The sequence below is a fragment of the Bacillus sp. JJ1532 genome, assembly GCF_036965085.1.
Lineage (GTDB): Bacteria > Bacillota > Bacilli > Bacillales > Cytobacillaceae > Cytobacillus.
The window spans coordinates 1-1,178 of the sequence record NZ_JBALOW010000048.1 but is presented as its reverse complement, the minus strand read 5'-3'; the positions used below and the strand labels follow the sequence as shown (position 1 = coordinate 1,178).

8 tRNA genes are annotated in these 1,178 nt (G+C 45.0%); all 8 read right to left on the bottom strand.

Annotated elements, in window-relative coordinates:
* Nucleotides 1-199 precede the first annotated feature (199 nt).
* The 8 genes from V7122_RS17220 to V7122_RS17185 all read right to left on the bottom strand — a co-directional run bounded on the left by V7122_RS17220 (nucleotide 200) and on the right by V7122_RS17185 (nucleotide 1,145).
* Nucleotides 200-272, bottom strand: a tRNA-Lys gene (locus V7122_RS17220).
* Nucleotides 273-282: 10 nt separating this feature from the next.
* Nucleotides 283-357, bottom strand: a tRNA-Gln gene (locus V7122_RS17215).
* A gap of 79 nt (nucleotides 358-436) precedes the next feature.
* A tRNA-Tyr gene (locus tag V7122_RS17210) sits at nucleotides 437-521 on the bottom strand.
* Between the two features lie 11 nt (nucleotides 522-532).
* Nucleotides 533-605, bottom strand: a tRNA-Thr gene (locus V7122_RS17205).
* 182 nt (nucleotides 606-787) lie between these two features.
* Nucleotides 788-863: transfer RNA gene (locus V7122_RS17200), tRNA-Val, on the bottom strand.
* Nucleotides 864-867: 4 nt separating this feature from the next.
* Nucleotides 868-942: transfer RNA gene (locus tag V7122_RS17195), tRNA-Glu, on the bottom strand.
* Nucleotides 943-961: 19 nt separating this feature from the next.
* Nucleotides 962-1,034, bottom strand: a tRNA-Thr gene (locus tag V7122_RS17190).
* 36 nt (nucleotides 1,035-1,070) lie between these two features.
* Nucleotides 1,071-1,145, bottom strand: a tRNA-Asn gene (locus V7122_RS17185).
* Between the last annotated feature and the right edge of the window lie 33 nt (nucleotides 1,146-1,178).

Sequence of the window (1,178 nt, the reverse complement as noted above, 5' to 3'; positions counted from 1 at the left end):
GTCGCTCCTTTTTTCTGACTGGACGGGCATCAGAAACCCTTAATGTCGACCGTTTCCTCTCTTTTTCTGCCGAGTCGGGCACTATCCCGCTTCTTATCGTTCGTTCTATTATATTAGGTAAACGAGAACCTAAAGAAGGTTAAAACCAAAGAAGACCCTTAGGAATAATATCCCTAAAGGTCTTCTTTAGAAAACGAAGTGAGCCATGAAGGACTCGAACCTTCGACCCTCTGATTAAAAGTCAGATGCTCTACCGACTGAGCTAATGGCTCATTTGAAAAATGGCTGGGCTAGCTGGATTCGAACCAACGCATGTCGCAGTCAAAGTGCGATGCCTTACCGCTTGGCTATAGCCCATTGATTAAACTACATAATTTACAAAATAAAAAGGACTAATTATAACATGTCCATTTTTAATGTTTTTATTAAAAATAAATGGTGGTGGGGGACGGATTCGAACCGCCGAACCCAAAGGGAGCGGATTTACAGTCCGCCGCGTTTAGCCACTTCGCTACCCCACCAAATTATAAGATGCCGGCCAGAGGACTCGAACCCCCAACCTACTGATTACAAGTCAGTTGCTCTACCAATTGAGCTAGGCCGGCAAAATAAAATAATCATTTCTAATTTAGTTTTTGCTGATAACTGTGCTCCAAAGCCCTACGGTCTTTGTCGCAGATTTTAAAGGTTTGCCATTCGAGGGAGAAAAGCTTCGTTGCTGCAAGCTTTTAAAATCCTCTACCAATTGAGCTAGGCCGACATATTAATTACAATTGTATAAATGTTATGGTGGAGGATGACGGGATCGAACCGCCGACCCTCTGCTTGTAAGGCAGATGCTCTCCCAGCTGAGCTAATCCTCCAAAATGGTGACCCATACGGGATTCGAACCCGTGTTACCGCCGTGAAAGGGCGGTGTCTTAACCGCTTGACCAATGGGCCATATATTAATATTAAGGTAAGCTTCCAAGCGGGCTCGAACCGCTGACCTCTTCCTTACCATGGAAGTGCTCTACCTGCTGAGCTATGGAAGCATCACAACTACCTGCTCAAATATATCATCAAAAAAATGGCTCCGCAGGTAGGATTCGAACCTACGACCGTTCGGTTAACAGCCGAATGCTCTACCACTGAGCTACTGCGGAATATTATAAAAAAGGCCTAGCGACGTCCTACTC